This is a genomic window from Geotalea sp. SG265 (assembly GCF_022808985.1).
Classification (GTDB): domain Bacteria; phylum Desulfobacterota; class Desulfuromonadia; order Geobacterales; family Geobacteraceae; genus Geotalea.
The window spans coordinates 271,692-296,420 of sequence record NZ_JAKZFT010000003.1 but is presented as its reverse complement, the minus strand read 5'-3'; the positions used below and the strand labels follow the sequence as shown (position 1 = coordinate 296,420).

Annotated in this window: 16 protein-coding genes and 1 tRNA gene; 13 read left to right on the top strand and 4 right to left on the bottom strand. The window is 59.1% G+C overall.

What is annotated here, in order from left to right; genetic code table 11:
* Window position 1 precedes the first annotated feature (1 nt).
* From ML541_RS05595 to ML541_RS05580, 4 genes are all read right to left on the bottom strand, one after another.
* A complete protein-coding gene (locus tag ML541_RS05595; protein WP_243371531.1) occupies window positions 2-6,832 on the bottom strand; it encodes a type I polyketide synthase in 6,831 nt (2,276 codons plus the stop codon).
* Window positions 6,829-8,379 carry a PfaD family polyunsaturated fatty acid/polyketide biosynthesis protein gene (locus ML541_RS05590; protein WP_243371529.1) on the bottom strand — a complete coding sequence of 517 codons (1,551 nt, stop codon included), beginning with the start codon at window positions 8,377-8,379 and terminating at the stop codon, window positions 6,829-6,831. The genes ML541_RS05595 and ML541_RS05590 overlap by 4 nt, the downstream gene beginning before the upstream one ends.
* Before the next feature lie 606 nt (window positions 8,380-8,985).
* Window positions 8,986-10,545, bottom strand: a complete 1,560-nt coding sequence (locus ML541_RS05585; RefSeq protein WP_243371527.1) for an NCS2 family permease — start codon at window positions 10,543-10,545, stop codon at window positions 8,986-8,988.
* A 200-nt stretch (window positions 10,546-10,745) separates the two neighbouring features.
* A tRNA-Val gene (locus tag ML541_RS05580) sits at window positions 10,746-10,820 on the bottom strand.
* A gap of 204 nt (window positions 10,821-11,024) precedes the next feature.
* Here ML541_RS05580 and ML541_RS05575 point away from each other — a divergent pair.
* The 13 genes from ML541_RS05575 to ML541_RS05515 all read left to right on the top strand — a co-directional run bounded on the left by ML541_RS05575 (window position 11,025) and on the right by ML541_RS05515 (window position 24,226).
* A complete protein-coding gene (locus ML541_RS05575) occupies window positions 11,025-11,804 on the top strand; it encodes an enoyl-CoA hydratase-related protein (RefSeq protein ID WP_243371525.1) in 780 nt (259 codons plus the stop codon).
* A 1-nt stretch (window position 11,805) separates the two neighbouring features.
* Window positions 11,806-12,336, top strand: a complete 531-nt coding sequence (cobO, locus tag ML541_RS05570; RefSeq protein ID WP_243371523.1) for a cob(I)yrinic acid a,c-diamide adenosyltransferase — start codon at window positions 11,806-11,808, stop codon at window positions 12,334-12,336.
* A gap of 127 nt (window positions 12,337-12,463) precedes the next feature.
* Complete coding sequence (locus ML541_RS05565) at window positions 12,464-12,868, top strand: cobalamin B12-binding domain-containing protein (RefSeq protein WP_243371521.1); 405 nt, start codon at window positions 12,464-12,466, stop codon at window positions 12,866-12,868.
* Between the two features lie 242 nt (window positions 12,869-13,110).
* Complete coding sequence (locus tag ML541_RS05560) at window positions 13,111-13,854, top strand: enoyl-CoA hydratase/isomerase family protein (protein WP_243371519.1); 744 nt, start codon at window positions 13,111-13,113, stop codon at window positions 13,852-13,854.
* Window positions 13,855-14,820, top strand: a complete 966-nt coding sequence (gene meaB, locus ML541_RS05555) for a methylmalonyl Co-A mutase-associated GTPase MeaB (protein ID WP_243371517.1) — start codon at window positions 13,855-13,857, stop codon at window positions 14,818-14,820. It abuts the gene before it with no gap.
* 67 nt (window positions 14,821-14,887) lie between these two features.
* Complete coding sequence (locus ML541_RS05550) at window positions 14,888-15,721, top strand: L,D-transpeptidase (protein WP_243371515.1); 834 nt, start codon at window positions 14,888-14,890, stop codon at window positions 15,719-15,721.
* A gap of 99 nt (window positions 15,722-15,820) precedes the next feature.
* Window positions 15,821-16,456, top strand: a complete 636-nt coding sequence (locus ML541_RS05545; protein ID WP_243371513.1) for a DedA family protein — start codon at window positions 15,821-15,823, stop codon at window positions 16,454-16,456.
* A gap of 2 nt (window positions 16,457-16,458) precedes the next feature.
* Window positions 16,459-17,190, top strand: a complete 732-nt coding sequence (locus tag ML541_RS05540; protein WP_243371511.1) for an RNA methyltransferase — start codon at window positions 16,459-16,461, stop codon at window positions 17,188-17,190.
* Window positions 17,187-17,465: a SemiSWEET transporter gene (locus tag ML541_RS05535; RefSeq protein WP_243371509.1), complete on the top strand. Its 279-nt coding sequence runs from the start codon at window positions 17,187-17,189 to the stop codon at window positions 17,463-17,465. The genes ML541_RS05540 and ML541_RS05535 overlap by 4 nt, the downstream gene beginning before the upstream one ends.
* Before the next feature lie 30 nt (window positions 17,466-17,495).
* Window positions 17,496-18,080, top strand: a complete 585-nt coding sequence (locus ML541_RS05530) for a LemA family protein (protein ID WP_243371507.1) — start codon at window positions 17,496-17,498, stop codon at window positions 18,078-18,080.
* 228 nt (window positions 18,081-18,308) lie between these two features.
* Complete coding sequence (locus tag ML541_RS05525; protein ID WP_243371505.1) at window positions 18,309-19,169, top strand: TPM domain-containing protein; 861 nt, start codon at window positions 18,309-18,311, stop codon at window positions 19,167-19,169.
* 24 nt (window positions 19,170-19,193) lie between these two features.
* Entirely contained in the window at window positions 19,194-19,838 is a 645-nt protein-coding gene (locus ML541_RS05520) for a TPM domain-containing protein (protein ID WP_243371504.1), read from the top strand.
* 218 nt (window positions 19,839-20,056) lie between these two features.
* On the top strand, window positions 20,057-24,226 hold the full coding sequence (locus tag ML541_RS05515; RefSeq protein WP_243371502.1) for a DUF3857 domain-containing protein: 4,170 nt from the start codon (window positions 20,057-20,059) through the stop codon (window positions 24,224-24,226).
* Window positions 24,227-24,729: the final 503 nt, after the last annotated feature.

Here is a 24,729-nt window from a genome sequence, read left to right as displayed (position 1 = left end):
ATCAGGCTGCTCCCAACCGGAATCCGCCCGTTTCCTGGAGCTGGTTACGCTGGAAGGCCTGTTTCAGGGACGGGTCGATAATGCACTCGTATCCTTCGAGGCGTGCCACAAGCTTGCCGGAATGTCGGTCGTGGAATTCCATGTCGGCAGTGGCGCTATTCTTCCGCTCTTCCGTCACTCGCACTACGATCTGGACCCCTTCGGCGGGGAAGCTGTCCACATACTGGCGATAGCGGCCGGCAAAGCAGGGGAGGGAGCCGGCGCCGAAACGTTCGAAGGACCAGAGGATCATGAGCTGGAAGGCGCTGTCCATGACCAGCGGGTCGGTAAGCCAGGCGCTGCGCAGGGGGTGGCTGATCCAGGCGGCGGGTGAGGGCGCACCCTTGACGGTGGCGGCAATACCCTTGGTGGAGCAGCCTATCACCTGCTCGATGCCGTGCAGTTCGGGGCCGTGGAAGAGGCGTTCCGTGTCGTAGATACGGCCGTTTTTCGGCTCATAGGGGGTGGACGGAATTTCGATGATGGAACGGATTCCCTCTGGCAGGCGGCCGGCCAAGACGATCTCCGCCCGGGCGTGAAGGATGTTTTTCCCTTCTGTCGTGGCACTTGTCAGTTCAACAGGCACCAGGTAGAAGGAGTCCCGTTTCTGTGCCTTGCCGGCGAGAAAATGCAGGGTGCAAGGTGCCCCCTGCTCAAAGATAACACCTTTGCAGATGCGCAAGTCGTTGAAGCCATGGAAGCGCAGCCCGGGGTTGCCGTGGAGGGCACCGTGGGCAAGCCACTCGACGATCACCGCCATGGGAAGCACCGCCTTGCCGTCAAGGACATGGGAGCGGAGGAACGGGTATTCGTCGATGGTCAGATTGAGGGTGAAGGCCTCCGGCAGTGCCTGGGACCCGGGTGGGGGCGCAATGGCGGATAGCTCTCCGGCAGCGCCGGCGATGGCAATGATCTCCACGGGCGCTCCCATTGCAGCCACCTCGCGAACGAGGAAATCGCCACCGGCGGCGAGACCGATCAGGCCTATTCCCTCACCGGCAAAGACTCTTTTCAGGGAAGGGGTGACCATGCCCCCGTCCCACGGCCCCCAGTTGATGGCCACTACCCTGCATCCGGGGCGCTTGCGCATCTCGGCCTGGGCCAGCTTGTTGAGTACCTCGTTGGCCACCGCGTAATCCACCTGGCCGATGCGGCCGAAGCGTCCGGTGGTGGAGGAGAAGAAGGCCAGGAAGCGGAGTTCGTCTTCTGCGGTGGCAGCCAGCAGGGATTGCAGGCCTTCCACCTTGGTGCCGTAAACCGCGGCATATTGCTCCAGCGATTTATCGACGATCAGCCGGTCTGCCAGCACCCCAGCTCCGTGAACAATGCCGCGGATCGGGCCGTGCTGCTGCCTGATTCCATTGAGGAGGTTCCTGACAGTCCCGGCATCGCGGATATCCACCGTGTGATAAACTGCCGTGCCGCCGGCCGCCTCGATGCGGGCCAGGGTGGAACGCAGCTCCCGGCCGGCCAGGACAGCCCGGTAGCGTTCCTCGATATCACGGGGATGGAGTTTTCCTCCCGCCTGCTCGATGATACCCTTCTTGATCTGGGCTTCTTCGGTCAATGGGGTCAGCCAGGAGGGTTCCTCGGCAGGTTCCGGGCTTCTGCCAAGAAGGACCAGGAAGGGGCGGTATGCCTGGCTCAGGGCAATGGCGGTTTCGGCGGTCACGCCTCTGCCGCCGCCGGTGATGACAACTACCTCCCCTGGGCGCAGGGGAGTCGAAACCGTTTCCATGGCTGAAGCTTCAGAAAGCTGGAGCGTCACCCGTTCTTCCGGGGTGAGCCCAACCTCCACCGGCCCCATGCGGAACAATTCCCCTGCGACAGCGCCGGCCATGGCCGAAGGATCACTGAAGCCCGCCACATCAATGGCCTTGCAGACAACCTCCGGCCATTCCCGTGCTGCTGTCTTGGTAAATCCGGCAAGTCCGCCGGAGAGTGGATCGGCGATTTCCATTCCCGAACTGCAACCGAAGGCGCCATCCAGGCTGGAGATTGTGGCGAAAAGGGCCGTGCCCTCTTCGCTTCCCTTGCGCAGGGCAGGGGCGGCGCTCTTCAGGAGCATGAAGGAATTTTCCAGGAACTGGCCGTCGGTCCCTGAAACGGGTGCGGAGATTACCAGACCGGCAAGTTTGGCCGGTGCGGATATTTCGTGATGCTCATGGTTGCTGATCCTGCGGACCGTGTACCCGCGACGGAAGAGCATGGTGCAAAGCTCTGCGGTGAAGGGTGAACCGTCGTCGGTGACCCAGAATTCGCCGTCGGTAGGGGGTTCCAGTTTTTCTCCATCCCCAGTCTCCGGTAACTCCACGGGAACTATGGTGCTGCGACATATCTCAGGTTCCACCGCCTTGGCCGCCTCAGCGGGTGACGGAGACACCGTTTCGGCGACGGGAGCAGGCCTGCTGTCGCCACGGGTACCGGCCAGGTGCCCTGCGATCTCCCCCAGGGTTTTCAATGTCCCAAGGTGTTCAGGGCCGATGACCGGTGCGCCGGGGAGTCGTTCCTGGATGGTGGAGAGTATCTCGACCCGTTTGATGGAATCGATGCCCAGGTCGGCATCCAGCCCCATTTCCATCTCCAGCATCTCCACGGGATAGCCGGTCTTCTCGCTCACCACAGTGAGCAGCATCTGGGCTATGTCATCGGCGGGCTGGGCCGCGGCGGATGCCGCCGGTGAAAGAGTTGCCGGTGCGGGTGCAGATCCCTGCCCAAGATAGGCGGCGATGTCCCCCAGGGTGCGCAGGGTCCCAAGGTGCTCTGGACCGATGACCGGTGCGCCGGGGAGGCGTTCCTGGATGGCAGAGAGTATCTCGACCCGCTTGATGGAATCGATGCCCAGGTCGGCATCCATGCCCATCTCCATTTCCAGCATCTCCACGGGATAGCCTGTTTTCTCGCTTACCACTGCAAGCAGTATCCCGGCTACGTTGCTGGCAACCGATGTGGCGGCTGCTGCAGAGGTGCCGGGTGCGGCAACGGCTGATCCGGCACCAAGATAGGCGGCAATGTCCCCGAGTGTGCGCAGGGTCCCCAGGTGTTCCGGCCCGATGGCCGGTGCGCCGGGAAGGCGTTCCTGGATGGCGGAGAGGATCTCCACCCGTTTGATGGAGTCGATGCCCAGATCGGCATCCATGCCCATCTCCATTTCCAGCATCTCGACAGGATAGCCGGTCTTCTCGCTGACCACGGCCAGCAGGGTTTCGGCTACCTTGCCGTTGCCGGCAGGAGAGGATGCAGGGATAGATGTGGTGCACTGTTGTGCAGGCGCAGTACCAGGGGCTCCCACCCCTAGGTACGAGGCGATGTCCCCCAGGGTGCGCAGGGTCCCCAGGTGTTCGGGATCGATGACCGGTGCGCCGGGGAGGCGCTCCTGGATAGCGGAGAGGATCTCCACCCGCTTGATGGAATCGATGCCCAGATCGGCGTCCATGCCCATGTCCATTTCCAGCATCTCCACCGGATAGCCGGTTTTTTCGCTGACTACGGCCAGGAGGGCATCCGCGGTGCGGTCCGTTGCCGCTGCGGCCGGTGCCGGCGCAGGGGCAACAGCAGGAGCCGGTGCCGGAGCTGGGGGGGCGACTGACTTGAATGCGGGTATGGCTGCGGGCTGCTGGACCGCTGCTGGCACGGCGGCAGGTATGGCCTGTGAGGAAAGAGGTATGATGGAACCCTGAACAAGGCGCTGTTGCTGCTCCAGCAGGGCCTGAAAAGTTCGGTTGGCTGCCTCCTGTCCTTCCAGAAAGCGGCGATGGAGTTGGGCTGTCTCTTCCTGCATTTTCTGCAGTACCGCCAGGCTGTCGCGGGTGACCTGCAGGGACTGGGCGAGGACCTCTGGTTGAGCGGATACTGGGGCAGCTGAGGCTACCGACATCTGGGGCTGGGAAGGCGCTGTCGGCAAAGGCTGCGGCTGGACAGGTTGCGCAACGGCTGCGGCAGCCGGACGGGGTAGTGGTGGCCGTTTTGCTTTCGGCTTCACGTAATTGGCGCCGCAGATGGGGACGGTCATGGCCGGTTTTTTGCCGGTTTCCACCGGCGGCTGAAAGCTCTCATCCCACAGGGGGAGGCGCACCGTATAACCCAGCACAGCCAGCTGGGCCAGGAGCCTGGCCAGATCGGCGATGCCGGAACGTTTGCCGTTTGATGAATCAATGGCGACAGCCAGGTGCTCCCTGTCACCGAGGATGGCCTTGACCAGTCCCGTCAGCCTGGAGCCGGGGCCCACTTCCACAAAAGTGCGGATGCCTGCTGCATGCATGGCTTCTATCTCGGCGACAAACTGAACCGGATTGGCCAGCTGTTCTGCCAGCAACTTCCTGGCTGCACCTGCATCGGCGGGGTATTCGGCAGCGGTGGTGTTGGCGTACACCGGAATGCGAGGGGGAGCCAGGGTGACGGAAGCCAGCTCCTTCTGAAAGGGAACCGCTGCATCGGCGACAAGGGGGCTATGGAACGCTGCAGCAACAGGGATCTTTTTGCAGGAGATGCCGCGACCGGCGAGAATATCCGCCGCCCGGTCAATTTCCGCGCTTTTACCAGAGAGCACCCCCTGGGTTGGCGCGTTGCGGTTGGCCAGAACCAGGTCGATCTGCTCCTCGGCCAGCAGTTGCTCAATGGCTGCAATGGGTGCCGAGACGGCCAGCATGCTCCCCTTTTCCCCTTTTGTCTCTCCCATGAGTCGGCCACGCAGGCGTGACAGCTGGTGGAGTGCTTTATCGTCCATACGTCCCGCCGCATAAAGGGCGGTGAGCTCACCATAGCTGTGGCCGGCAACGGCGTCAGGATTCAGCCCGAAAGACTGGAGAATCTTCAAAGCCCCGGCGCTGACGGCACCGATGGCAGGCTGGGCAGCTTCGGTGGCGCGCAGTGCTGCATCCTGTTTCTCCCGTGTTCCCTCATCGAAAGGGGTTGGGGGATAGATGAGGTCGGAGAGACGGCCGCCTGCAGCGGAGCTGAAGCCTTGATCGGCGGCGGTAACCATTTCCAGGAGTTGCGGGAAATGACATGCCAGATCACGCAGCATGCCGGTGTATTGAGCTCCCTGGCCCGGAAAGAGCATGCCCACTTTGCCGGGGGCTGCACCATGGGCAAAAAAGACGCCATCGGGGGTATTCCAGGAACCGGCTGCGTTTTTGCCGAGCATTGCCTTGGCATTGCTGACCAGGGCCGCCGTGTTATTCTTCCCACGTTCGACGACTATGGCCATGCGTAAAGGTGCCCTGTTGTCGAAGGCTGTTCGGGTTTTTGCCGCAAACGCCCGCAGGTCGGTCCATGGGGCGGATACGGGAACCGTGCCCAGGGCCCTTCGCAGATCCTCGGCATTGGTGGCTGAAAGGGGGATGATCTGGACGTTGCCGTCCCAGTCTGCTGCTTCTTTGACAGGTTTGTATTCTTCCAGCACCACATGGAAGTTGGAACCGCCGAAACCGAAGGCGCTGACGCCGGCGCGGCGGGGTTGGTCGCCATGGGAGAACCAGGGGCGCTTTTGGGTGGTGAGATAGAATGGCGTTCCTGTTGCGGTGACTTCTTTGAGTGGTTTTTCCACCTTGATGGTCGGGGGAAGCACCTTGTGGTGCAGGGCGAGGGCAGATTTGATGAGACCGGCCGCTCCTGCCGAAGCCTTCGTATGGCCGATCTGGGATTTGACCGAGCCCAGTGCGCACCAGGGCGTATCTGCTTCGCCGTAGACCTCGCGCAGGGCCGAAACCTCCACTGCATCTCCCACCTTGGTGCCGGTGCCGTGGGCTTCGACCATACCGATGCTGTCAGGGGTGACACCTGCCCTGCTATAGGCATCGATGAGGGCTTTTTTCTGTCCGGCGGCACTGGGTGCGTAAATGGCATCTCCCTTGCCGTCGCTGGAAGAGCCGATGCCGCGAATGACGGCGTAGATCTTGTCACCGTCCCGCTCCGCATCGGCAAGACGCTTGACGACGACGATGCCCAGTCCTTCGCCCAGGATAGTGCCGTCGCCCGAGGCATCGAAGGGGTTGGCATCGCCGGTGGGGGAAAGGGCAGGTGTCTTGCTGAAGCACATGTACATGAAGATGTCGTTGAAGGTGTCGATACCGCCGGTAACCACCATGTCGGCCTTACCGGAGGCCAGTTCCATGGCGGCCAGATGCAGGGCGCTGAAGGAGCTGGCGCAGGCGGCGTCAACGACGCAGTTGGTTCCACCCAGGTCGTAGTGCTTGCTGATGCGCCCTGCCACCACGTTGCCGAGGAGGCCGGGGAAGGAATTCTCCTGCCATTCCACATAGGAATCGGCAATGCGCTGGACCACGTCTGCAGCGATCGTTTCGTCCACCCCCGCGTCCTTTAGTGCCTTGCGCCAAACGGGATGGCCGAGCCGTGCCCCCAGCGGTACGACCAGCTCCAGTGTGCCGGTGACGCCGAGTATGACGCTGGCGCGATTGCGGTCATAGTCGCTTCCCGGGCCGTAGCCGGCATCCTTCAGTGCCTGACCTGCCACCACCAGGCCGAGCAGCTGGGAAGTATCAATGGCTTCCATGATGTTGGGGGGAATGTTGAATTCCATGGGGTTGAAGGGTACCGGTGAAATGAATCCCCCCCTGCGACCGTAGGTGCGGTCGGGGGATTTGGGATCGCCGTCGAAATAGTCGGCGATCTGCCAATGGGTGGCGGGAATTTCGGTAATGGCGTCGATTCCTTCGGCAACATTGGACCAGTAGGTATTGGGATCCTCTGCCTGGGGGAAAAGGCAGCCGATACCGATAATGGCCAGGGGTGAGCTTGCTGTTGCGTCCGGTTTCACGTCGTTCTTTTTCACCTAAGGTACTCCTTGATCTGTGCTGTCTCCAACGGCTTTATCTGCAGGTCTTCAGCTGTCAGGCGAATCCCCTGGCAGCTGAGCATGGCGGCCCGGGTCCGGACTGCTGCGCCGAAGAGTATGTTCATTGCTGTCGTCACCACCGTGCGCCGGGTGTGCTGCTCCAAAAACGATCCGGCAGTCCATTCGTTGAAGGCGCCCATTGCCGGTCCGCACCATACCTGGTAATCCATCTTGCGGGTCGGTTCACCGTCACGGGCCCAGTGTGCCGCCTGCCCCAGGTACCAGCGGAAAACCAGGGCCATACGATGCTTGGGGTCGCGGTCGGCCCGCTCCACCTGGCTCGGGTCCCGCTGGAGGAAGTAGGACCGGGTATCCTGCCAGATCTTATCCAGGGTGGTGCGGAAGAGGGTCTGTTCAAGTTTTTCCCTCTCGGCGGCGGGGATTTCTTCCATGCTGCCGCAGGCGCGGTAGATCTCATAGAGCCTGGCAGCCCGCATGGGGAACATGGTGCCGCGCTTCAGAACCTGCACCGTTACTCCCATCTCGAACATGTCGGCGGCCGGGGCCATGGTCACATCCGCCTGGCGTGTTTCGGCGAGCATTTTGCGCACCTCTTCACAGGTACCGGATTCCACGCAGGCTTGGTTGACCGAGCCGGTGACGATGTAGGCTGCGCCCATGGCAAATGCGGCAGCGGCGGCGGCAGGTGTCGAAATTCCTCCTCCGAGACCGACCCGCAGGTCGATGTCCTTGTATTTCTCCCGGTATGCGGCAGCCAGGGAGAGGATGGTGGGGAAGAGGGCGATGGCCGGGCGGTTGTCGGTGTGGCCGCCGGAGTCGGCTTCGGCCGTAATATCCTGAGCCATGGGAATCTGCGCGGCAAGCTCGGCCTGGGCTTCGTTAATCTCACCTGCGGCAACCAGCTGGCGCAGGTGTTTTTCAGGCGGAGGGGAGAGGAATCGTGCCGCCAATTCTTCACGTGAAACCTTGGCGATGATGCGGTTGGGGGTGACGATGGTGCCGTCGGCGGCACGATGGATGCCGTGGATGCGGTAGCGGACCAGGTTGAGCGTTAAAGCAAGGAAGGCCGATGCCTCAATGACGCGAATGCCCCTTTGCAAATAAAGCTGCGAAAGGGCCTCCTCCAGGTCCGGCTCATGGGGAGAGTGGATGAGGTTGAACCCGAAGGGTACGCCTGCCTTCAGGAGCCGGTCTGCGGCGGTTTCCACCTGGGCAAAGGGAAGCCCGGCGGCGCCGAAGAAGCCGAACATCCCGGCGCGTCCCAGTTCTTCGGCCATGGCTGCGGAACTGATGCCCTTGGCCATGGAGCCACCGATGTAAGGATAGCGGATGCCGAGATCACGGCAGAATTGCGCATCTCCCAGCCGCTCGGGCAGGCATGGTGATGCCTGACCGATAATGGGCAGCGCTCCTGCCGGCTTTTCGCAGCCGAAGAGGGCGTTGCCGCCAGTCCTGGCATAAAGGGTGTCGCCGCTTCTTACCACGTACAGGGGGCGGGTGACCTGGCGAAGCGCCTCGGCCATGGTGTATTCACATCCTGCAGGCTGCGAGGACGCCGACCACCATCCAGGGCAGGCAAATCCCGAGGGATCACCAACCGAGTCACTCCCGGTCTGAAACTGGTTCAACACAATCTCCTATCCTGGTGCGTTTGCTGGATTCCGGTCTGCGAAGGAAGGAACGGAAGGGCAGGCAAACCCGCTGAAACTAAGCGAAGTACCCTTCGATGGATTAAAGATGCCTGCTGAATTTTAACTTTCGACTTTTACCTGAAAACCTCCAAAAAAGCAAGGTTAACGTGGAAGATATGGGTTAAACATTTCATACACCCCTCATTCTAAATCCTGCTGAAATTAGGGGCAAACTATACTGGAGCCAGCCATTTAGCAGGAAACATAAAAACAGCTTTACATTTTGTAGATACATATATAAATATATAGATATATGATTCAAATTTCTTCTAGAGGGGTATGTTGATGGAAGGGATCAGGTTTGGGCTTCAGATTGCGGGGGTCTTTTTGGCCGGGTTGTTCGTCTTGTTTCTGGTTTACCTGAAGGTGGTGGGGGCGGCTGCGAAAAAAGCGAAGAAGTAGGGATCGGGGGGCTGGAAACAGCCCCTTTTTTTGTCATCATGCCACTATTCCCGTGGTCTCCGATTCTCTGCCCCTGTTGTAATAATGAAGACCCACCAGGATCAAAGCTGCAGCGAGATAAGCGGCTGCGAAGGCTTTGGCGGTGCCGAAGCCGAAATTGTTCTGTACGCCGGCCGGAGTCAGAATATAGGCATGGATGATGCCGAAAAAGGATAAAACTGCGGCGACTGTTGTCCAGAGAGCCGCCTTGAGAAATTCCCGCTCCACCACGTGCACCATCACCGCCGAAACGATCATGCAGGAAAGCATGAACCCCTGGGAGAGGGAGATGATGCCGTAAATATAGAGGTCGCCGCCAAATTTCGGGGCGGTGGCGTAGAGGCTGGTGCCTCCCTTGCGCAGAGCCGTCTCGATGAGCAAAAGCGCCCAAGCCGCCAGTGCCGGTATCAGTCCGAAGGCGACAGCCACGCTATGCTTTCTTGGCACTTCCTGGAATGCCTGGGCGGTCATGATTATACCAATCCAGAGCAAAATACCGATCATCGCCTCCATGGGTACCACCTTGAGCACCAGGGTGACTCCTCCGATCAGGCAGAGTATGGTGATTACGGCACCGTTAAGGATGGAATATCCCCACCTGGCTCCCATGGCTTTCCAGCCGGGATGGCCGATATAGATGGTGGTGGGGAAGGGGTTTCCCAGGCAGGCAGCCACAATGGAGCCGAAACCGTTGACCAGCAGGGACGAACGGGTGTCATAGCTGTCTCCTGCTGCTTCGGCGCTCTCCAGGTTCTGGAGCGATCCGATCAGGTTGAATAGGGCCATGGGGAATATTACGGAAAGGAACTTCCAACCCTGTCCGTTGGTGAGAAAGGCCAACATTTCCGAAAGGGCGGACTGTGGCAGGTGCAGGGCAAACCGGTAGGGCTCCGCAAGGGGCTGGAAGAAGGGGTAGCCTGCCAGTCGGAGGATCCAGCCCAAGGCCACGCCGATTGCTACGGCTACGAATCCCCCCGGAAGGCCGAGCGGCAGTTTGATCTGTGCTCCGTAAACAAAAACGACGAATAACGCAGGAATAACCGCTATTGCCGGCATGGCGAATATCTGGAAAACAAAGCCCATGGAAATGAAGGTGATGGCGATCCCTGCCAGGGATGACAGAAGCGCGGCACGGGGCGTGTTTCTGCGCAGGCGGTCGCCGACAAAGGCGCCGATACATTCGAGGACGGCACTGATGAGGCAGGCAAAGAGTCCAGCCTGCCAGGCAAGGTTTGCATTCTTCGTCTCGAAATAGACGGGGGCGATGATGAGAAAGATGAAGGAGATGAGACTGACGGTGTTGATGCCGTAGGGAAGGGCGGTGACATCTGCTCGCCCGCTTTCCATTGCCAGCTTTCGAGCCTGCCAGGTGTAGAAGGCGTTGCCGAAGAGGATGGAAAGGGCGGCACCGGGAAGTATCCTGCCGTAAACCAGATCTGCAGGCATTCCGCAGACGTTGCTGCAGAGAACGGCTATCAGCATCAGCTGCAGCAGATTATCTACAAAAAGGCCGAAAAAACCGTCGATATCGCCGCGAACGAACCATCCCACTTTCATAGGCGCTTTTCCATTCTTGCAGTGATTTCATGGGAGCAAGCCCAATGGTCAAACCGGTGAGAAACTAACAAAAGAAATCGGCAAAGGCAATAGGCCAATAGGCTGTTGCCTCAGTTGGGAATTGGTCGCTGGTGCGAAGGATGTGGGATACCGGGAGAAAAAATAAATGGCCAGGTTGTGGAACCTGGCCATGTGATTTTTGGTGGGCGATGTTGGGATCGAACCAACGACTTCTACCGTGTGAAGGTAGCACTCTCCCGCTGAGTTAATCGCCCGTTGTTGTGCAAAACTTAATAACAGATGCTCTTTTACATGTCAAGATGTCATTACTGCCGAAAGCAGCTGATGTATCCGTTTACTGATGATAAAATATTGTTATCTGGACTTAAATCAGCTTGACACCCGATGCCCGTAGTTGGTATATTTTCGCCGTTTCACCTTGCCTCATTAGAAATTTTCTGTAAACCCTGGAGTCTCCCTTGCCAAATCGCCCCGTACAGGTAAAACACGACGAGAACATTGCAATACTCAGCCTTAACCGGCCTGCCGCCAGGAACTGCCTAAATGGAGAAATGCTGCAGCTGCTGCTGACCACCTTTGCTTCGCTGAAAGAGAATGCTGCCGTGGCCGGGGTGCTCATTACCGGTGCCGGTGCATCCTTCTGCGCCGGCGCGGATATCGACGCCATGCGCACCATGACCCCCTTCGAGGCGGGTCGCTTCTCCCAACTGGGGCAGGATGTCATGTTTGCCATTGAATCCCTTGGCAAGCCGGTCATTGCCGCCGTCAACGGCTATGCCCTGGGGGGCGGATTCGAGCTGGCGCTGGCCTGCGACTTCATCGTTGCTTCCCGTTCGGCCGTTTTTGCCGCTCCTGAGATCCGCCTGGGGATAATTCCCGGCTTCGGGGGCACTCAGCGCCTGACGCGGCTGGTGGGCAAGGCGCGGGCGAAGGAGCTGATCTTTACCGGCGACCGGGTCGAAGGGGAAGCAGCCCTCGCCATGGGGCTGGCGAACCGGATCTATGATGACGGCGCTCTGCTGGAAAAAGCGGCGGCTCTGCTCAAGACCATCTGCAGCCGCGGCATGCTTTCCTTGAAGATGGCCAAGGAGATTATCGGTGCCGGGGCCGATGTGGACCTGAAGAATGCGTGCCTTATGGAGCGGGATGCCTTTGCCATCTGTTTTGCCACCGAAGACCAGAAGGAAGGAATGACCGCCTTCATTGAAAAACGTCCGGCACAATTCAAAGGGAAATAACATGAAACTGGAACGGGGTTGTGTTCAGGTCTATACCGGCAACTGCAAGGGGAAAACGACTGCGGCCCTGGGACTGGCGCTGCGTGCCGTGGGCCGCGAGCTGATGGTCTGCATGATCCAGTTCATGAAGGGGGGAGGGCCCTATGGTGAACATCTGGCTGCCGAAAAGCTCGCCCCCTACCTGACCATCATCCAGACCGGCCGTGAAGGTTGGGTCAACCGGGACAATCCCGATCCCGAAGATATCCGCCTGGCCAGGGAAGCGCTGAACAGAGCCAAGGACGCCCTCACGGGGGGGCGCTATGATATGGTCATTCTCGACGAGATAAACGGAGCCGTCTCCTTCGGCCTGCTTGATGTGGAGGATGTCCTGGAGCTGATTGCCCTCCGGCCGGAACGGGTGGAACTGGTCTTGACCGGCAGGAATGCCCATGGGAAAATTATTGCTGTGGCGGACCTGGTGACCGAGATGACGGAAATAAAGCATTATTACAAGGCGGGAGTGCCAGCCAGGATCGGTATCGAAAAATAGGCGTAGAGACTGCCGCGGCTTCGGGAGAGCGTGACAGAGCGGCAGCGGTGAGCGGACGCCCGCCTGACAATGAACGGTATGTCTACTTCCTGTTGAGAATGAGCCATTTTGATAAAAGGAGAATGCCATGACTGAGCGGAAATTGAGGGTGCTGGTGGGTAAGCCCGGCCTGGACGGACACGACAGAGGAGCGAAGATCATTTCCCGTGCTTTCAGGGATGCGGGTTTCGAGATCATTTACACCGGTCTCCACCAGACACCGGAACAGATCGTTGCGGCGGCGATCCAGGAAGACGTGGATTGTGTCGGTCTTTCCATCCTCTCCGGTGCCCATAACACGCTTCTGCCCCAGGTTTGCCAGATTCTCAAAGAAAAGAAGGCCGACGACATCGTCGTTTTCGGCGGCGGGGTCATTCCGGATGACGATATCCCCGGCCTGAAATCGGCAGGCATCAAAGAGGTCTTCACCCCCGGCACCTCCACGGACGACATCGTCGCCTGGGTGCGCAACAACGTCCATCCCCGCGCATAGGGTTTAAAGGCTTCTTGTCTAGCCACGAATAGCACGAATGTGCACGAATAAAGGCAACAGCTGAATCTTTGGGTTCCAAATCCAAATGTACATGGTTACCGGCTAGGATTCCATTCGTGGCAAAAGAGGTTTCAAGCGGCAATAAACTTTTCGGTTCCGAAGCTTTTTATTAGGGGCGCAGCTGCAGCTGGATTGTCATACATGCTGCAGTTGGCGCTCCTATGGTTTTTGAGGATATAGCCTTGTACAACAAACTGCGACTGGAAGTGAAGAACCGGGTCGGTTTCATGACCATGGACTCGGGAGCAAGGTTCAACAAGCTCACCATCAACATGCTCAAGGAACTGAAGCGCGGCCTGGCCGAGCTTCAAGCCTGCGATGATGCCGCATGCATCGTCCTTTCCGGGTATCCAGGCGAATCATTTGCCGTAGGCGCCGACATCGGCCAGATGGTCAAGTTCGATTCCCAGCATGCCTTTGCCTTTGCCGAACTGGGGCAGTCCCTGTTTGCCGCCATGGAATCGTGTCCCAAGCCGATCATCGGGGCCCTCAACGGCATCGCCATGGGAGGAGGCTGTGACCTCTCCCTGGCTTGCGATCTGCGCATCGCCAGCGATGCCTTGCGCTTCGCCCATCCCGGTGCCAAGCTCGGCATCCTGACCGGTTTCTGCGGCACCCAAAAGCTGCCGCGGCTTCTGGGGAGGAATTTCGCCAACGAAATCTTCATGACCTCCGACGTTTTTGGCCCTGAAGATGCCCTGCGCATGGGGTACGTGAACGCTGTCCGTCCGGCCGCCACCTTCTGGCAGGAGGTCGTCGCCTTTGCCGAGCGCATTGCTGCATATCCCGCATCAGCCCTCGCTTATGCCAAAAAAGCCGTCAATGCCGCAGAGGATTGCGACCTGAAAAACGGCTGCACCCTGGAGTCTGGGCTCTTTGGCAGCCTCTTTCCAATCCGGGACTTAAACGAAAAGGAAGTACGATAAATGTCATTGGCGGAAAAGATTCTTCAGGGGGATATTCGCTCGGCGGCACGGTTGATGCGCGATATCGACGACGGTCTCAGAAGCTCGGTGGAGGAGTTGAAAAAGCTCTATCCACACACGGGGCGGGCTTACATCATCGGCCTTACCGGCCCCCCGGGCGCCGGGAAATCGACCCTGGTGGATCAACTGACCGCCGCCTACCGCAAAGCAGGCAAACGGGTTGGGGTTGTGGCCATTGATCCCACCAGTCCCTTTACCGGTGGGGCCATTCTCGGGGACCGCATCCGCATGAACCGCCATGCCGATGATGACGGTGTTTTCATCCGCAGTCTCGCCACCCGGGGACACCTGGGAGGGCTTTCCCGATCCACCGGCAATGTGGTCAACGTTATGGACGCCATGGGGATGGATATCGTCATCATCGAGACAGTGGGGGTAGGCCAGGACGAGATTGATATCGTCCGCATGGCCCATACGACGGCTGTTGTCATGGTGCCGGGGCTCGGGGATGATATCCAGGCCATCAAGGCAGGCATTCTGGAGATTGGCGATGTTTTCGTCGTCAACAAGGCTGACCGTGATGGGGCCGAGCGCACCGTCCGGGAACTGGCGACTATGCTCGACATGAAACCGTCCAAGCCGGGGGAGTGGCAGGCCAAGGTTCTTAAAACCGAAGCCCAGTGCAACCGGGGGATTGAGGAACTGGTGGCCGAGATCCAGGCTCACCGGGATTTCCTCTTTTCCACCGGCGCCATCAATCACCTCCTGGAGGAGCGGAATGCCTCGATGTTCATGGACCTGCTCAAGGACCGGCTCTTCTCAGATTTCTTCGCCCACATCAAGGTCAACGGCCGCTTCCGCCAGATCATCGACGGCATGATGACCAGGGAGAAGGACCCCTACACCGCCGTGGAAGAGATTCTGACCGAGGAGACGGGCAAGGTGAAATGGACCGGGTCTGCTTGAAAAGCTCTTCTCTCCGTTGGCTGAAGTTGTTTGTCGTTGGACTGGTTTTTCGCGTAAAGGATGTGAGATGTTGAAAAAACTGCTGTTCGTTGTCGTTGTAGTGCTGGTTGCCGGTATTGTCTGCTATAAACCTTCTGCCACTTCCGATCCGGGAGCTAATCCCGAAGATCCCGCCAAAGAGGACCTGACGAGAATCCATTACCCGAGCCTGGACAAGATCCCCTGGCGTGGCCGTTTCATCAGGCCCCAGGATACCTTGGAGTCCCTGTATGGGAACAATTGGCCGACGGTGGCTCGCTTCAACAGGATCGACCGCCGTCACGTCTATCCCGGCATGACCATCAGGGAACCCCTGGATATCGCCTCGGTGAGGAATTACACCCCCATGCCGGCCACCTACGAGCCGGCGAAACGTTATGAAAAATATATCCTCATCAACCTGGGAGAACAGTGGCTGGGTGCCTACCAGTTTGGTAAACTTAAATTTTCCATGCCGGCTGCCAGCGGTGCCAAGGGTCACGAAACGCCGACGGGGCTGTTCCGTGTCGATGCCCGGCATCGTACCCATTCGTCGTCACTGTACAAGACGGAGGACGAGACCGAGCAATATCCCATGGATAACGCCATCCGCTTCCATATCGGCCCGGACAACGTTTCCTACTGGATCCACGCCCGTGATCTGCCCGGCAAACCAGCTTCCCATGGCTGCGTAGGCCTGTCAGACGAAGGGATGCAGAACCGGGTGTACGGAATTCCCAAGGAACCGCTGGTGCTGGATTCGGAAAGGCTCTATGAATGGGCCGTGGGGGAGAACGAGTACGAGGATGACACGGGAGACCTGGAAGAACTGGAGGATGGGCCGCCGGTGGAAGTGATCGGCACCAATCCGGAATACCGGTGAAAGAGGCAAGGGTGAAGAGTGAAGCGGACCTGGAACTTCGAACTCTAACTTTGAACATAGAACATCGAACATAGAACCGGTTTTCAGGCGGAGGAAACGGTGCAGCAGTTTCTCAGAGACTATCTTGAGTTGCACGGCTACTGGGTATTGTTCCTCGGCACGTTCCTGGAGGGGGAAGCCATCCTCATCATGGCCGGCTTTCTTGCCTTCCAGGGCTACCTCAACTTGGTCGGTGTCATCCTTACCGCTTTCGCCGGGTCGTTTTTCGGCGACCAGTTCTACTTCTACCTGGGAAGGTGGAAGGGGCCGCTCCTGCTCAAGATCTTCACCTCTATCGCCCGGAAGTTCCACAAGGCCTTGAAACTGATCGAAAAATACGGCAACCTTGTCGCCTTCATCTCCCGCTACACCTATGGTTTCCGCATCATCCTCCCCATCATCCTGGGCATGACCAATCTTCCCGCCATACGGTTTCTCTGGCTGAACTTGATCAGCGCCCTGACCTGGGCGGCCATATTTTCCTGCGCCGGCTATCTGTTCGGCAAGAGTGCCTCCCTCTTTGTGGAAGATGTCCACCGCTATGAGCCATACCTGATGCTGGCCCTGCTCGGGCTCATCGCCTGCATGTGGCTCTTTCACTTTATCCATGCCTGGCTGCGCAAACGGCCTGCCAGGGCCAGACTCCACAGAATGCGGCAGAGATGCCGTGAACAAGAAGATAACGGGAAAGCGTAGCAATGAAGAAAAGCAGTATCACCATTGTGCTGGTTGGGACCCAGAGCCCGGGCAACATCGGCATGGTCTGCCGGGCCATGAAAAACATGGGTCTGTCCGACCTGCGACTCGTTAATCCCTGCCAGGTTGATCATCCCGAGGCCCATAAATTCGCCGTATCTGCCCGGGATGTCCTTGATGGCGCACGACGGTTCACTTCCCTTGAAGACGCCCTCAAGGACTGTGAAATTTCCGTTGCCACCACCAGGCGCCATGGCAAGTATCGCCAGGAAATCTGGACACCGGAAGAGGTGGCGGAAAAGATCAAGGCTCAGCCGGCCAGCCACCGGGTTGCCCTGGTCTTCGGCCGGGAGGACAGCGGCCTCACCACCGAAGAGGTTGCCCTGTGCCGCTGGCAATCCACCATTCCCACCGCCGACGAATACGGCTCCCTCAATCTGGCCCAGGCGGTGCTCATCTTCTGCTATGAGCTCTCGCGGGAGGCCAATACCAAAGCCGCAACCGAAACGCGGCAGCTGGCAGATTCGGCAGCCATGGAGGCCATGTATCGGCAGATGGAAAAGACCCTGCTCAGGATCGGTTTCCTCAACCCCGAAAACCCCGCCCACATCATGCGCACCTTGCGGCGGATTTACTCCCGGGCCGAGCTGGATGAACGGGAGGTGGCGGTGCTGCGCGGCATGATGTCCCAAATCGACTGGGGGGCAAGCGAATTCAAGGGGAGAAAAGGATGAATGTCACATATCTGGGTCTCATGGCTGGAGCGATCACCACTGCGGCAGCGGTCCCCCAGGTGGTCCGGACCTACCGCACTCGCCAGGCGCGGGACATCTCCATCTGGCAGCCGGTGCTCTTGAACGTTGGCATGTCCATGTGGCTCATCTACGGCCTCATCATCGGCGATACGCCTCTCATTGCCGCCAATGCCTTTTCCATCGTCTGCTATTCGCTCCTCATCATCATGAAAATTGTCTACAAAGAGGATGACAAATCCAAAAGCTGTGCTTAAATTTCTTATCAAACTGATGTTGGAGGGGCTATGAAAAAGATAATCTTCGCTTTAATTGCCTTTTTTACCTTGTCGATTCTTGGCGGCTGCGGCTACAACACCATGCAGGCCAAAGAGGAGGCGGTTCTTGCCGCCTGGGGGGATGTGGAGGCAACATATCAGCGCCGTGCCGACCTTATCCCCAATCTGGTGGAGGTGGTCAAGGGGTATGCGAAACACGAGGCCGATACTCTGAAAGCGGTTACCGAGGCCAGGGCCAAGGTGGGGTCCGTGCAGATGGGCAAGGATGTGGTAAATAATCCCCAGGCGCTCAATGCATTTCAGCAGGCCCAGGGGCAGCTCTCCAGCGCCTTGTCGCGCCTGATGGTGGTGGTTGAGAAATATCCCGACCTGAAGGCGAACCAGAACTTCATGGATCTGCAGAACCAGCTGGAAGGAACCGAGAACCGCATCAACGTGGCCAGAACCCGTTACAACCGGGCGGTGCAGGACTTCAACACCAGCATCAGGACCTTCCCCAATTCCCTGACCAATTCTCTGCTGCTGCATCTGTCGCGCAAGGAACCGTTCAAGGCGGAAGAGGGGGCCAAGCAGGCACCGAAGGTGAAATTTTAAAATGATCACCCCTGCAACCTAAGGTAGCTGCAGGAGGAGCCTCGTCCATTTCGTTCGAGCCAGAGCTGCGGACCTTGACCGCTTTCCTCATAAGAAACAGACGGCGCAGTTAACGCCATTTATTTACTGATCGGTCGGGGGCGAGCGTCCGCTGCCGCTCTGTCTCTTCTCTCCACTCCCGAGACTCCCCCTGCAGCAGTGTCTCTTGATTGACTGGAGAAACGATTGATGGCGAAAAAACTCATACTCATCTTTTTGTTCCTCCAGTTTTCTTGGCTGTTTGCCCAGGCACTGGAAGTTCCCCCCCTGCGCGCTCATGTCAATGACTATGCGGCGCTCCTTTCTCCCTCCGCAGCCCAGTATCTGGAAGAGCAGTTGACCCAGTTCGAGCGGAGCGACTCCACCCAGATCGTCGTCCTCACCATCGAATCCCTCGCCGACGAAAACCTGGAGGATTATTCCATCAAGGTGGCCGAGACCTGGAAAATCGGCCAAAAGAAGATCGACAACGGTGCCATCCTCCTCATCGTCAAGAACGAACGCAAGATCAGGATAGAAGTGGGGAGGGGGCTCGAAGGGAAGCTGACTGACCTGGTCTCCGGGCGGATCATCCGCAACGACATTTCCCCCCGCTTCAAGCAGGGAGATTATGATGGCGGCGTTGCCGCCGGGGTTGCCGCAATCATGGCCGTGGTACGGGGAGAGTACAAGGCCCCTGCCACAGATCTGCGCCATGGCCGCAAGGGTGCCAATCCCGCCTTCACCCTGATCATCTTTGTCGGCCTTGCCGCTCTCTTTTTGGGCTCCATCTCCCGCATTCTCGGCGGTCTGGCCGGTGCCGTCGGCGTACCGCTCATCGCCTTCATCTCCTTTTCCGGCATCTCGCTTCTGCTGCTTTTGGGGCTGGCGGTGGTCGGTTTTATCCTCGGGCTGATCATCCCTTTGCTCTTCGGCGGTGGCGGCGGCTTTTTCGGCCCCTTCGGCGGGTTCGGCGGTGGTGGCTTTGGCGGGGGCTCGTTCGGCGGCGGAGGTGGATTTTCCGGCGGTGGCGGCGATTTTGGCGGCGGCGGCGCTTCAGGAGACTGGTAATGATCCCGGGGACAAGGTAAACCTATGAAACCTGACAAGACAAACGACTTTTTCAGTGCCGCAGAAATGAAGGCGATCAGGAAGGCGGTTGCCGTTGCCGAAACCGGTACATCCGGGCAGATCGCTCCCATGATTGTCGATGAGAGCGACAGTTACCGGGAGGCGTTGCTCCTGGGGGTTCTGTTTCTCTCCGGTCTGCTTGCCCTTATCGTTGCCATCGCCATCCATCATGTGACCATCTGGACCTACATCCCGCTGGTAGTGGTCCTGGCGCTCCCCTGTTACCTGCTGCTTCGGCGTTTTCCGCGCATCAAACTCGCCTTCATCGGCCGGAAAAGGATCAATGAAGCGGTACAGGAACGGGCGGTGAGGGCCTTCTACGAGAAGGGACTCTATCGCACCCGTCATGAAACTGGAGTGCTGATCTTCATTTCGCTGCTTGAGCGAAAGGTGTGGATTCTTGGCGACCGGGGCATCAACGAAAAGATAACCCCCGATTCGTGGCAGACCCTGGCAGGTGAGCTGGCCAAGGGCATCAGGCAGGGAAAAACCTGCGAATCCCTGTGTACGACCATCCGTGCCTGCGGCGAAGAACTGACCAGGTACTTCCCTCAGGCTCCCGGAACAGGCATTAATGAGCTGCCGGATGACCTGCTGGTGTCCCGATAGCATTCCATCCTGCTGGTTCATGTGCAACCCAGTCTGAGCAATCCATCCGTTCGGCGTTATCCCTGTCTGTGCTGCAACATCCCTCCGCTGTATTCTAATTTTCCCATTGAGTCGAGCACATTTTTGGTGTACTGATGTCATGTTAATGAAATGATCTTGAGGCCTGTCAGGCCCATGTTTCCGGGCAGGCCGGCACCTGTGCCGAAGGAGACGTGAACGTGCTGAAAACGATCCTGTCCCGTTTGCGAAAGTCTGTGGTGATTGCCCCCTTGTTGTGCCTCGGTATCCACCTTTTAGCAGGGGCCGGCGAGGCAAAAGATGACGGTCCATGGGAGCGGAACTTTTTCACCTCGCCCGCTCAGGCGCTGCTCGCGGCGGCAACTGCGGTCCCGACACCGGAAAAGGGGGGCGTTGTCGTTCTCCTGGATGAAGGGAGCTTTTCCTTTGACGGTGAAGGGCGCTGCATTACCCGTTACCGCATGGCCTACCGCATCATCAACCAGACGGGGGTGGAGGGGTGGGCAGCCATCTCCGCAGGGTGGTCCCCCTGGTATCAGGATCGCCCGAGCTTGCAGGCAAGGGTTGTCTCGCCGGACGGAGTCGAGCACCGGCTATCCCAGGACACCATCAGCGACGCCCCTGCAAAACAGGCTTCTTCCGATGTCTACAGCGACCGCAGGGTGGTGCAGGCCCCTTTGCCGGCAGTTGCTGTGGGGGCCGTTGTCGAGCAGGAGATCGTTATCCGTGAGAAAACGCCGCTCTTCGCCGCCGGAAGCCTGCACCGCTTCTACTTAGGCAACAGTTCCCGGACGCTCAACAGCCGGATGATCATTGACTTCCCGGCTACTCTCCCCATCAAGCACAGGGTCTACCTCCTACCGCAGCTGTCCATGTCCAAAAGGGAAAAGGACGGCCGGATCACGCTCACCTTTCAATCGGGTCCCATGGAGCCGCTGGAAGCCCTGGAGCCGAATATTCCAGGTGAGATCACCCGCTGGCCAAACGTCGCCTTCACCACCGCCCGTTCCTGGCCGGAGGTTGCCCGGCAGTACGGGGAGGTTGTAGCGGGCCGGATCAAAGGGTCCGATCTGTCTGCACTGGTCCGGGAAACCGTGGGGGAAGTGAAAGACCGCGAGAAGATCGCTGCGCTGCTTCTGGCTCGCCTGCACAAGGATGTTCGTTACACCGGCATCGAGTTCGGCAGCGCCTCCATTATTCCCAGAACCCCGGATGAAACTCTCCGGCAGAAATACGGTGACTGCAAGGACCAGGCTGCCCTCCTGGTAAAGATGCTCAGGACTGCCGGCGTTCCGGCACAGGTGGCCCTTATCCGTGGTGGAGAGGGGGAAGACATTGCCGCCGACCTGCCTGGCCTGGAGGGTTTCAACCACGCCATCGTCTACCTGCCGGGCAATTCCCCCATCTGGATCGACCCCACTGCAACCTACCGACCTGCGGGGGAACTTCCTCTGGGGGACCAGGGAAAATTGGCCATGGTAGCCGGGGGAGAGTTTTCTTCACTGCTGGTAACGCCGGAAGCACCTTCTGCCGAGAACCGCCAGGAGGAGACAAGGGAATTTTCCCTTACGGAAAAAGGAAAAGCGAGGGTCATCGAGACGACACGCATGTGGGGCTCCATCGGCGCGTCATACCGGGGTGATTACGGAAGCGCCGACCAGAAGACGATCCGCAAAACCCTGGAGGACTACGGCAAATCCGAGTACCTGGCGGACAAACTTACCACGGTCGAGTCTTCGGACCCGGGCAAGGTGAATGAGCCGTTCCGCATCAGGCTGGAAATGGATCAGGCCACGCGGGGATTTACCGATGACGACGAAGCACTGGTGGCCATTTCTCCCACCTTTGCCCTGCGCCGGCTCCCATCGGAATTGATCGAGGAGGAGAAAACCAAGGCAGCGGAACGAAAGCAGGACTATCTCCTCCACGAACCCTATGTTTTCGAGGCGCGATACCGTATTGTGCCGCCACCAGGCTTCGCAAACCAGGCCCTTCCCCAATCGGACTCGCTGGATCTCGGCCCGATGATGCTTCAGAGGGAATACGCTGCCGACGAAGACGGCTCGGTCACGGCAGTGATACGCTTCGATACCGGCAAGCGGCGCCTCACCCCAGACGAATTCGACGCGGTGAAAGCAGCCGTCAAGTCCCTGAAGGAAGAGAAAACCACCTTCGTCCGCTTCCAGCAGGTCGGCCGGTCGCTTCTTGCCGCCGGCAAGTTCAGCGAAGCCCTTGCCGAGTTTCGCCAGCTGTCGCTTCTGCACCCCGGCGAGGCGCTGCATCACGTTCAGATTGCCGAGACCTTGCTGGAGATGGGACTGCGTGATGCCGCCCTCAAGGAGGCGGAGCGGGCCGTTGCCGTCGAACCCGCTTCGGCCCAGGCCCACCGGGCGGTGGCCTGGATTCTCCAGCACGATGCCATCGGCAGGCGCCAGCTGAAGGGGATGGACAGGAAGCGGGCCATCTCCGAGTATCGGAAGGCCAAGGAGCTTGATCCCGAGGATTTTTCTGCCAGGGGCGATCTGGCGATCATACTGGAACACGGGCCGGACGGAACAAGATATGGCCGAGGGGCTGATTTGGCGGGGGCCATAGCAGAGTATCGTGCCATCAGGACTGATCTGAAGCGCAATGAAATGGATGAGAATCTCCTCGCCTGCCTCTATCGTGCAGAGCGGTGGACGGAACTGAAAGAAGCGGCACTGGCGCCCGATGGGCCGGAAAATGTCCATCTTTATGTAGTATTGGCCGTCGCAGGGGAGGAAGGGGCCGAAGCCGCCCTGAAGGAGGCATACCAGCGCATCCCGGACCCTGCAAAGCGTCGAGAAGCCCTCTCCACTGTCGCCTCAAGCCTTATCGCCGTCCGGCATTACGGAGATGCGGTGGCGCTCTTGGAAGAGACGGCCAAGGGGGCTGCAAATGCGGTGGCACTCAGGGGCAGGATCAAGGCGTTGCGCAACGTCAAGCCCTTCGAGCAGGTGTCGCTTGCCGATGACGATGTAACCACGGTGGTCAAGCGCCTGTTCCTTTCCATCTTCGTCCCGGCGTCAGCCCCCGATTCCCTGAACTCCCTCTTCGCCAGTGATGTCCGTGAAGAGGTCAAGGATGGGACCATCGATCCTGCCTTTGCCTATGCAGTCGAAAAGGCCATGAAGGAGGACGGCCCACCCCGGGAGGTGGTGGCAGACCTGGCGCTGAGCGCCTTGGAGTTCCGTGTTTCCGGGAGCGACGCAGTGGGATACCGGATCGATGCCGACAGTGGGACCATTTCCACGGAGAACAAGCTGCGGCTGTATGCAGTGAAGGAGGATGGCCGCTACCGTATCGTGGCCGAAGAGACAAAGCCAGCGGTCATGGGACTGGAAGTGCTGCGCCGGCTTGAAAAAGGTGACCTGACCGGGGCGAAAACCTGGCTCGACTGGGCTCGGGAGGCAGCGCCCCGCAACCGGGACGACGATCCACTTTCGGAAGAGCCGTTTCTCAAAATCTGGGGGCAGGATGCATCCGCCACCCCGGAGCATATGCGTCTGGCCGCCGCAGTCCTTCTGGCCGATTCGGGGCACGACAAGGCAATCTCCATCCTGGTAAAGGAGCGGACGAAATCTGAGGGAATGTCCGCCGCGGCCATGGATCTGGCACTGGCAAGGGCCTATGGGGAGAAAAAGAAGTACAAGGAAATGCTGCAACTGGTGGAGCGGGTGGCAGCCGCCTACCCCCAATCGGTTACAGCCTTCATCGGCCGTGCCCATGCCCTGCGGATGATGGGGCGCTGGGATGAGGTCGCCGCCATTGCTGAGGAGCGGCTGGCAAGAATGCCCAAGGATCCGGCAGCGATCCGGGTGCTGGCTTCCTGCGCCGAGCAGAAGGGGGCATTCGACCAGGCGGCCAGCTGGTACAAGGTGCTTGTCGACGCGGGGGCTGCCCTGTCAGCTGACTACAACAACCTTGCCTGGCTGGAGCTATTCAGGGAGACAATCTCTCCAGAAGCCTTAACCAATGCGGAGCGGGCGGTAGCCATGTCCGGCGGCAAGGATGAGGGCTCCCTGCACACCCTCGCTGCCGTCTACGCCGAAGCGGGCAGGACTGCCGAGGCACGGGAGACGATCCTCAAGACCCTGAGCGTATCAGATACCAACGAGCCGAAATCGCGGCACTGGTATGTCCTGGGTCGCATTGCCGAGCAATACGGCGAGATGGAAGCGGCACGTGAGGCATACGCCAGGGTCGAGAAACCCGATGCTGAGGTAATTGTGGCCAACTCCACCTATGCGCTCGCCAGGAAAAGGCTTGAGATGGGGCTGCGCAAGGTGGAGGCAAAGCAGGCTTTGCGTGGGGGAGAGGGGAAGGTTACGGCAGCTCGAAAAGACTGAGGTTTGGCGGAAGCACGTGTTCGCGGCCAGATCAAATGCATCGATCTCCAATGTAGAACATATGATCTCTCTTCGCGATCAAAGAAGGGTGGAACGCTAGGACCTCCTCCCGGCATCAATCCACAGGAAGTAGGGAAGGGTCCATATTTTACCCATCAAATGATCAACTGTGGTGGTTGATTATAGACTTGGAGTTGAAAGTCCTCTACGAACCCTGATGGTGAGAACCGTTAGCCGGACGGCAAGGGTGTCTTTCGCGAGGCGGAATCTGAAGAAAGCTGTAGGCAAAGTCCTGGTCCGACGAACAGAAATCACATACTGAGGCATTCACATCCGGGCGAGATGGCACGTGACTTCAAAGCCCGATAACCATCCGGAGGGTGCGTGTGTAATGCGGCGGGTATATGGGATGAAGGTCACGCGCATTACCCGGGGAGGTCTGTCCCGCACTGGGCGAAATCCGGTGCAGAGGAGCTTAAAAGCAGCTCCCTCATGTTCGGCAG

What these genes read in the sequence shown, in the direction of transcription:
- ML541_RS05590 (WP_243371529.1), bottom strand. Translation starts at nt 8,379, where the DNA reads ATGGCCGAGGCGCTTCGCCAGGTCACCCGCCCCCTGTACGTGGTAAGA.
- ML541_RS05585 (WP_243371527.1), bottom strand. Translation starts at nt 10,545, where the DNA reads ATGAAAGTGGGATGGTTCGTTCGCGGCGATATCGACGGTTTTTTCGGC.
- cobO (WP_243371523.1), top strand. Translation starts at nt 11,806, where the DNA reads ATGAAACTGGAACGGGGTTGTGTTCAGGTCTATACCGGCAACTGCAAG.
- ML541_RS05565 (WP_243371521.1), top strand. Translation starts at nt 12,464, where the DNA reads ATGACTGAGCGGAAATTGAGGGTGCTGGTGGGTAAGCCCGGCCTGGAC.
- meaB (WP_243371517.1), top strand. Translation starts at nt 13,855, where the DNA reads ATGTCATTGGCGGAAAAGATTCTTCAGGGGGATATTCGCTCGGCGGCA.
- ML541_RS05550 (WP_243371515.1), top strand. Translation starts at nt 14,888, where the DNA reads ATGTTGAAAAAACTGCTGTTCGTTGTCGTTGTAGTGCTGGTTGCCGGT.
- ML541_RS05540 (WP_243371511.1), top strand. Translation starts at nt 16,459, where the DNA reads ATGAAGAAAAGCAGTATCACCATTGTGCTGGTTGGGACCCAGAGCCCG.
- ML541_RS05535 (WP_243371509.1), top strand. Translation starts at nt 17,187, where the DNA reads ATGAATGTCACATATCTGGGTCTCATGGCTGGAGCGATCACCACTGCG.
- ML541_RS05530 (WP_243371507.1), top strand. Translation starts at nt 17,496, where the DNA reads ATGAAAAAGATAATCTTCGCTTTAATTGCCTTTTTTACCTTGTCGATT.
- ML541_RS05525 (WP_243371505.1), top strand. Translation starts at nt 18,309, where the DNA reads ATGGCGAAAAAACTCATACTCATCTTTTTGTTCCTCCAGTTTTCTTGG.
- ML541_RS05520 (WP_243371504.1), top strand. Translation starts at nt 19,194, where the DNA reads ATGAAACCTGACAAGACAAACGACTTTTTCAGTGCCGCAGAAATGAAG.